Source organism: Rhizobacter sp. P1_G5, from assembly GCF_056405435.1.
The window spans coordinates 1-6,989 of record NZ_JBFUCB010000307.1 but is presented as its reverse complement, the minus strand read 5'-3'; the positions used below and the strand labels follow the sequence as shown (position 1 = coordinate 6,989).

Sequence of the window (6,989 nt, the reverse complement as noted above, 5' to 3'; positions counted from 1 at the left end):
GATCTGGTCCTTGCTGAGCAGGCTCTCGATCTTCAGCGCCAGCAGGATCTCGTAGATCTTGCGGGTGAACGTCTTCTCGGTGGAGAGATAGAAGTTGCGCGCCACCTGCATCGTGATCGTCGAGGCGCCCTGGCTGCGCGACTCGTTGAACTGCGCGAGGCCGGCCCGCAGCACGCCCTTGTAGTCGACGCCGCCGTGCTGGTAGAAGCGCGCGTCCTCGATCGCGAGCACCGCGTCCTGCATGACCTTGGGCACCTGGGCGAGCGGCGTGAAGTTGCGGCGCTCCTCGCCGTACTCGCCGAGCAGCACGCCGTCGGCCGAATAGACGCGCATCGGCAGCTTCGGCCGGTAGTCGACGAGGCCGCTGACCTGCGGGAGGTTCGGATACGCCACCGACAGCGCGATACCGATCACCAGCAGCAGCGCAAGCACGCCGGCCAGCGCACCCCCCACCAACCACAACAGCGCACGGCCCAGCCAGCGAGCCCAGTTGGGCAAGGGCGAGGTGGCAGAAAAAGACGATCGGCGGTTCGGGCTGGCTGCCGGGCGCTCGGACGGGCCCTCGGATTCGCTCATGGGACTCCAACAGTGGTCGCGACGATTATATGAAGCGACTTTGACCGGTCCGCATCGACCGTGAACTGCTTGGCAGCTTGTGTCGCCGGGTGCCTAGGGTTGACCCGGAATGACAATTTTTGGCTCCAGAATCCGTCACGATTTCGCAACGAGGACGGGTTGCAAGAAAAGGAAAAATCTTTGGTGCACAAAGGGTTTACTGCTAGCATTGAAGTAACTTCTTAACAATCCAGCGCACGTATCACAGCCAATTCGGTCGTCGATTCGTGTCGCGTTGGGAGATGGCCCCTTGAGCTTCCTAGACCTGTTGTTAGGCCGAAAGCATCCACCGATGATCGGCTTGGATATCAGCTCGTCCAGTGTGAAGCTGGTCGAGTTGGGCCAAAGTGCCTCCGGTGAATATGTACTCGAGCGTTTCGCCTCCGAGAGCTTCGAGAAGGGCTGGATCACCGACGGCCAGATCGAGAAATTCGACGAGGTGGCCGATGCCGTCCGCCGCGTGGTCACCAAGAGCGGCACCAAGACCAAGCAGGTCGTGCTCGCGATGCCGCAATCGGCGGTGATCACGAAGAAGATCATGCTGCCCGCCGGCTTGCGCGAAGAAGAGCTCGAGCTGCAGGTCGAATCCGAAGCCAACCAATACATCCCGTTCTCGCTCGACGAGGTGAGTCTTGACTTCTCCGTGGTCGGCCCGAGCCCCACGTCGGTGGGCGATGTCGAGGTGCTGATCRCCGCGTCGCGCAAGGATCGCGTGCAGGACCGTCAAGGCCTGGCGGAAGCCGCCGGCCTGAAGCCCGCGGTGYTCGACATCGAGTCGCATGCCTCGCGCCTGGCGATGGGCCGGCTGATCGAGGCGCTGCCGAACGAGGGCAAGGACGCCCTCGTCGCGCTGTTCGAGATCGGTGCCGACACCACCAGCCTGAAGGTGCTGCGCGACGAAGAGATGCTCTACGACCGCGACCAGGCCTTCGGCGGTTCGCAGCTGACGCAGCTGATCTCCCGCCAGTACGGCTTCTCGTTCGAGGAGGCCGAGCAGAAGAAGCTCTCGGCCGAGTTGCCGGAAGACTACGAGTCGTCGCTGCTGGTGCCGTTCGTCGACAGCCTGTCGCAGGAGATCGGGCGCGCGCTGCAGTATTTCTTCACCAGCACGCCGCACCACAAGGTGCACTACGTGATGCTGGCTGGTGGCACGGCGACCCTGCCGGGGCTGAAGGACCGCGTCACCGAGCTGACGGGCTTCGCATCGATGGTCGTCAATCCGTTCGAAAACATGAAGCTGGGCTCCGCGGTCCGCGAGAGCAAGCTGCGCCGTGAAGCGCCTTCCTACCTCACGGCCTGTGGGCTGGCGATGCGGAGGTTCTTGCAGTGATTCTGATCAACCTACTTCCGCACCGCGAAGAAAAGCGCAAGCGGCGCAAGGCGGCCTTCTTCCTGGGCTTGGCGCTGGCCGCCGCGGCGGGTCTCGCAGCCGTCGGCATGTGGTACCTGGTGCTGCAGCAGATGACGGAGAACCAGATCCACCGCAACGAATTCCTGTCGGCGGAGATCCGCAAGCTCGAGGCGCAGATCAAGGACATCGCGTCCTTGCGTGCCGAGATCGACGCGCTCAAGGCACGGCAGAAAGCGGTCGAAGACCTGCAGATCGATCGCAACCTGCCGGTTCACGTGCTCAACGAACTCGTCAAGCAGACGCCCGAAGGCGTCTATTTCAGCAGCATCAAGCAGGAAGGCCAGGTGCTGCAGCTGACCGGCATCGCGCAGACCAACGAGCGCGTGTCCGAGTTGCTGAGGAACACGAGCAACAACTCCGAATGGCTGACGAAGCCGGAGTTGGTCGAGATCAAGGCGGCCACCGTGCAGACGGCCAGCCGCGAGCAAAAGCGCCTGTTCGACTTCTCGATGCGCGTGACCATCAAGCGCCCGCAGGATGTCGACGCGGCCGCAGCTGCAGCCTCGGCCGTCGTGCCGGGTGCCGCGGCCAGCGCCGCCGTCGCTGCGAAGAAGCCCTGACCATCGAGACGCCATGGCAACGAAAGCGAAATCCGTCAACGTCGATCTGAACTCGGTCTTCGGGGCTGCCGCCTCGCAATTCCGGGGACTGAATCCCAATGAACCCGGCCAATGGCCGATGCTCCCCAAGCTTGCCACCTGGCTCGTGCTGGCCGTCATGGTGGTCGTGGTGGGCTGGTTCCTGCTGCTCGCCGGTGTCGACGAGCAGTTGCAGGCCGAGCGCGACAAGGAACCCAACCTGAAGCAGGACTACCGGGGCAAGCTGGCGCAGGCCGTGAACCTCGAAGAATTGCGCAAGCAGAAGCTGCAGGTCGAGGAATACGTGACCCAGCTCGAGAAGCAGCTGCCCGGCAAGGCCGAAATGGACGCGCTGCTGTCGGACATCAACCAGGCGGGCCTCGGCCGCGGCTTGCAGTTCGAACTGTTCCGTCCCGGCCAGGTGCTCGTGAAGGAGTACTACGCCGAACTGCCGATCTCGATCCGGGTGACGGGGCGCTACCACGACATCGGCGCGTTCGCGGCCGATGTGGCGAACCTCTCGCGCATCGTCACGCTGCACAACATGCAGATCGCGGCTGCCGGCGGCAAGGACGCTTCCGGATTGCTGGGCATGGATGCGACGGCCAGAACCTACCGCTATCTGGATCCGAACGAGATCACAGCGCAGCGCCAGGCTGCGGCGAAGGCTGCGGGAGCGAAGAAATGACGGGAACCACAATGCGTTGGCCGGCAGCTGCCTGCGCGAGCGCCATCATGGCGCTCACCCTGACCGCCTGTGGCGATGCGCAGGACGAGTTGCAGCAGTGGATCGAGCAGCAACGCCGCGAGGTGAAGCCGAACGTGACGCCGCTGTCGCCGCCGAAGAAATTCAATCCGCAGGCCTACCTGGCCGGCGCGGGCGTCGAGCCGTTCAGCACGCAGAAGCTGACGGTGGCCATCAAGCAGGAATCGCGGCAACCGAATTCGTTGCTGGCTGCGGAGATCAACCGCCGCAAGGAACCGCTCGAAGCGTATCCGCTGGACAGCATGGCGATGGTCGGCAGCGTGACCAAGCAGGGGCGCCCGTACGCGCTGCTGCGGGTCGACAACCTGCTGTACCAGGTGAAGACGGGTGACTACCTGGGCCAGAACTACGGCAAGGTCACCAAGATTTCCGAGACGGACGTCTCGCTGCGCGAAATCGTGCAGGACGCGGCGGGTGAGTGGATCGAGCGTACGAGCTCTCTTCAGCTTCAGGAACGGGCGCGGTGAAGAACATGCAGGAGAAACAGATCATGGGTAAGTGGCAAGTTCGAAGCGTTGCGCTCGCGTTGCTCTTCGGTGCGTCCTTGTCTGCGTGGGCGCAGAACGCCATCCAGTCCATCAACAGCTCCCAACAGGCGGGTGCAGAGGTCGTGCGCATCGAACTGTCCGAGCCGCTGGCGGCGGTGCCGACCGGCTTCACGGTCCAGACGCCGCCGCGCATCGCGCTCGACCTGCCCGGGGTCGGCAATGCGATGGGCAAGTCGAACCTGGACATCAACCAGGGCAACATCCGCTCGATCAACATCGCGCAGTCGGGTGATCGCACGCGGCTGGTCATGAACCTCAAGACGGCGTCCAATTATCGGGCGCAGCTCGAAGGCAAGGTGCTGGTGGTGGTGATGGAAACGTCGGCACCGGCGGGCGGCATCGCTGCCACGGCCAAGGCGCCGGTGGCGGGTGAATCGACCCGCTTTGCGGAGAATCTGAACGACGCGCCGATGCCGCTGAAGGGCATCGACTTCCGTCGCGGCCAGGACGGTGCGGGCCGGGTCGTGGTCGACCTGCCGAACAACCAGGTCGGGGTCGACATCCGCCAGCAGGGMCAGAGCCTGGTGGTCGAATTCCTGCGCTCGAACCTGCCGGAGAACCTCCGACGCAAGCTCGACGTGACCGACTTCGGCACGCCGGTGCAGAGCGTCTCGACCTTCCAGAACGGTGACCGTGTGCGCATGGTCGTCGAGCCGCGTGGTGCCTGGGAGCACAGCGCGTACCAGACCGACAACCAGTTCGTGCTGGAAGTGCGCCAGCAGAAGCAGGATCCGAACAAGCTGGTGCAGGGGCCGGGTTATGCGGGCGAGAAGCTGTCGCTGAACTTCCAGAACATCGAGGTTCGCGCGCTGCTGCAGGTCATTGCCGACTTCACCAACTTCAACGTCGTCACGAGCGACACTGTCACCGGCAACGTGACGTTGCGCCTGAAGGATGTGCCGTGGGACCAGGCGCTAGACATCATCCTGCAGGCCAAGGGCCTGGGGCTGCGCAAGTCGGGCAACGTGATCTGGATCGCCCCGAAGGATGAGCTCGCGTCGAAAGAGAAGATCGACCTCGAGGCGAAGGCGCAGATCGCCAACCTGGAGCCGGTGCGCACGCAGTCGTTCCAGCTCAACTACACGAAGGCCGAAGAAGTGGCCAAGGGCCTGACCGGTCAGAACACGACGGGTGGCAGTGGCACCGCGTCGCGCATCCTGACGACCCGTGGCAGCGTGATCTTCGAAACCCGCACCAACCAGCTGTTCGTCAGCGACATTCCCTCGAAGCTCGAGGAAGTGCAGGCGATGATCACCAAGATCGACGTGCCAGTGCGGCAGGTGCTGATCGAAGCGCGCATCGTCGAAGCGAACGACAGCTTCGGTCGCTCGCTGGGGGCGAAGCTGGGCTACTCCGACTTGCGCGGCCTCAATGGTGGCGTGCCCGGGTTCAACACGGGTGGCAACATGCGGGTCGGGGTCGGCGGCAACATCAATGCGATCGGTGTGCAGACCGGGCAGGTCACTCCTCCGCTGGTGTACAGCAATACCAATTTCGTCAGCCTGCCGGCCATCGGCCAGAACGACTACAACGCGGCGACGTTCGCGCTGTCGCTGTTCGGGGTCGGTGCCAATCGGTTCCTGAACCTGGAGCTGTCCGCGCTGGAAGCCGAGAACAAGGGCAAGATCCTGTCGAGCCCGCGCGTCATCACGGCCGACCAGGTGAAGGCGCTGATCGAGCAGGGCACGGAACTGCCGTACCAGACGGCCACGTCCAGCGGCGCGACGGCCATCCAGTTCCGCAAGGCGAACCTGAAGCTTGAAGTCACGCCGCAGATCACGCCGGAAGGCAACGTCATCCTCGACCTCGACGTGACCAAGGACACCGTGGGGCAGGTGACATCGCAGGGCCTGGCCATCGACACCAAGCATGTGCGCACGCAGGTCCTGGTGGAGAATGGCGGCACGGTCGTGATCGGTGGCATCTTCACGCAGGACGACCAGGAAAGCGTGACCAAGGTGCCTTACCTCGGCGACATTCCCTTCCTCGGCAACCTCTTCAAGACCAAGACGAAGTCGTCGAAGAAGACCGAACTGTTGATCTTCATCACACCGAAGGTTGTGAGCGATCGCACCGCGGTGCGCTGATATGACTGGCCCCAGAAATCAGGTACTTGACATGAACTACGGTGTACTCAATCGGCTTGCCGCGGCTACCTTGATGTCGCTCGCGCTGGCGTCGTGCGGTGGGAGCGGCGATGACGAGGCGGGGTCGCCCACGGCGCTCCAGACAGTGCCGACCGACATCACCTTCCAGGGTGACGGCACCAACTGTCTGGGCGGATCCGCACAGATCTTCGTCTACGGCGGGGTGGCTCCTTATCACATCGACAACACGAACACGAGCGGGATCACGCTGAACACGACCAGTGTTGGCAACCGGGGCGGCAGCTTCACGGTGACGGTCGCGGATGGCGCCTGCATGACGACCGTCCAGGTGGTCGTGAAGGACGCGCTGGAACACCTCACGACCTTGAAGGTCAGTGCGACGCCGACCAAGCCGAGCTGACCGGCCGCTTGCGGCGGGGGGCATGTGCCGATGAGCGGCCCCGGCGAGGGACATGAGTTGCTCGCGCTGGTCGGCATGCCTGGCTCAGGCAAATCCACGATCGGCCGCCAGCTGGCGCGCCGCATCGGTTGGGACTTTCGCGATTCCGACGGCGTCATCGAGACGCGCATCGACGGTTCGATCCGCAGCTTCTTCGAGCGTGAAGGCGAAGATCGCTTTCGCGAGATCGAGTCCGCGGTGATCGGCGAGCTGAGCGGGCTGGACCGGACCGTGCTCGCGACCGGTGGCGGAGCCGTGCTGCGTGTGGACAATCGCAGGGTGCTGCGCGAACGCTGTCACGTCGTCTACCTGCGCTGCAGTCCGGACGAGCTGTACCGCCGGCTGCGGACCGACACGCAGCGGCCTCTGTTGCAGGTCGGAGATCCGCGCTCGCGGCTGCGGGAGCTGTTCACGCAAAGAGACCCRCTCTATCGCGAGACGGCCCACCTCATCGTCGACAGCGGTCGCGCGACGGTCCCGACCCAGGTCAACACCTTGCTGATGCAGCTGGAGCTGGCCGGCAT

8 protein-coding genes are annotated in these 6,989 nt (G+C 64.0%); 7 read left to right on the top strand and 1 reads right to left on the bottom strand.

Annotated features, from left to right (window positions below; genetic code table 11):
• Positions 1-576 (bottom strand): transglycosylase domain-containing protein (locus AC1D12_RS19950; RefSeq protein ID WP_477842436.1); only part of this gene is annotated, 576 nt, incomplete at its 3' end.
• 331 nt (positions 577-907) lie between these two features.
• Here AC1D12_RS19950 and AC1D12_RS19945 point away from each other — a divergent pair.
• From AC1D12_RS19945 to AC1D12_RS19915, 7 genes are all read left to right on the top strand, one after another.
• Complete coding sequence (locus AC1D12_RS19945; protein ID WP_477842434.1) at positions 908-1,945, top strand: pilus assembly protein PilM; 1,038 nt, start codon at positions 908-910, stop codon at positions 1,943-1,945.
• The gene (locus AC1D12_RS19940; protein ID WP_477842432.1) at positions 1,942-2,586 is read left to right on the top strand and encodes a PilN domain-containing protein; all 645 of its coding nucleotides are present in this window, start codon (positions 1,942-1,944) and stop codon (positions 2,584-2,586) included. Before AC1D12_RS19945 ends, AC1D12_RS19940 begins: the two co-directional genes overlap by 4 nt.
• A gap of 13 nt (positions 2,587-2,599) precedes the next feature.
• On the top strand, positions 2,600-3,292 hold the full coding sequence (locus tag AC1D12_RS19935; protein ID WP_477829183.1) for a type IV pilus inner membrane component PilO: 693 nt from the start codon (positions 2,600-2,602) through the stop codon (positions 3,290-3,292).
• A 47-nt stretch (positions 3,293-3,339) separates the two neighbouring features.
• Entirely contained in the window at positions 3,340-3,837 is a 498-nt protein-coding gene (locus AC1D12_RS19930) for a pilus assembly protein PilP (RefSeq protein ID WP_169671282.1), read from the top strand.
• 23 nt (positions 3,838-3,860) lie between these two features.
• Positions 3,861-6,005, top strand: coding sequence for a type IV pilus secretin PilQ (locus AC1D12_RS19925; RefSeq protein ID WP_477842429.1), 2,145 nt, complete (start codon positions 3,861-3,863; stop codon positions 6,003-6,005).
• A gap of 31 nt (positions 6,006-6,036) precedes the next feature.
• Positions 6,037-6,426, top strand: a complete 390-nt coding sequence (locus AC1D12_RS19920) for a hypothetical protein (RefSeq protein ID WP_477842427.1) — start codon at positions 6,037-6,039, stop codon at positions 6,424-6,426.
• Positions 6,427-6,501: 75 nt separating this feature from the next.
• A partial coding sequence (locus AC1D12_RS19915) for a shikimate kinase (RefSeq protein ID WP_477842438.1) occupies positions 6,502-6,989 on the top strand: 488 nt, incomplete at its 3' end.

Excerpts from the sequence above, each read along its gene's own strand:
- AC1D12_RS19935 (WP_477829183.1), top strand. The coding sequence starts at position 2,600 with ATGGCAACGAAAGCGAAATCCGTCAACGTCGATCTGAACTCGGTCTTC.
- AC1D12_RS19930 (WP_169671282.1), top strand. The coding sequence starts at position 3,340 with ATGGCGCTCACCCTGACCGCCTGTGGCGATGCGCAGGACGAGTTGCAG.
- AC1D12_RS19920 (WP_477842427.1), top strand. The coding sequence starts at position 6,037 with ATGAACTACGGTGTACTCAATCGGCTTGCCGCGGCTACCTTGATGTCG.